1 protein-coding gene is annotated in these 731 nt (G+C 68.3%); it reads left to right on the top strand.

The genetic code is table 11. From position 1 onward, the window contains the following. Window positions 1–731, top strand: a 731-nt coding sequence (locus A612_RS08865) for an ATP-binding protein (RefSeq protein ID WP_019374143.1), incomplete at both ends; no start/stop codon positions are given.

Genomic DNA, 731 nt, shown 5'->3' with positions numbered 1-731 from the left:
CGGGCACGGGGCGCTCGAGCCGGTGCGCCACGTCGCGGACATGCGCCTGGCGCAGCTTCGGAAAATCGACGCGCAGAAGGAGAAGATCCAGCGCAACACCGAGCAGTTCGTCGAAGGCCGCCCGGCGAACAACGTGCTGCTCACGGGCGCGCGCGGCACCGGCAAGTCCTCGCTCATCAAGGCCTGCCTGAACGAATACGCCGGGCGCGGCCTGCGGCTGATCGAGGTGGACAAGGCGGACCTCACGGACCTGCCGGACATCGTCGAGATCGTCTCGGGCCGGCCGGAGAAGTTCATCGTCTACTGCGACGACCTGAGCTTCGAGGACGGCGAGGGCGACTACAAGGCGCTGAAATCCATCCTGGACGGCTCGGTGGCCGCTGCCACGCCGAACGTGCTGGTCTATGCCACCAGCAACCGGCGCCACCTGCTGCCGGAATACATGAAGGACAACCTGGGCTACCGGCCCGCCGAGGACGGGGAAATCCATCCAGGCGAGGTGGTGGAGGAGAAGATCTCCCTGTCCGAGCGTTTCGGCCTGTGGGTGAGCTTCTACCCTTTCAGCCAGGACGAATACCTGGCGATCGTGGCGCAATGGCTCGCCTCCATGGGCGCCACGCCCGAGGCCATCGAGGCGGCGCGTCCCGAGGCGCTGGTCTGGGCGCTGGAGCGCGGCTCGCGCAGCGGCCGCGTGGCCTGGCAGTTCGCGCGCGACTATGCCGGCCGCCAGC

Source organism: Melaminivora alkalimesophila (assembly GCF_000282995.1).
In the GTDB taxonomy this organism is placed as follows: domain Bacteria; phylum Pseudomonadota; class Gammaproteobacteria; order Burkholderiales; family Burkholderiaceae_C; genus Melaminivora; species Melaminivora alkalimesophila.
This window is presented reverse-complemented; position numbering and strand designations above follow the sequence as displayed.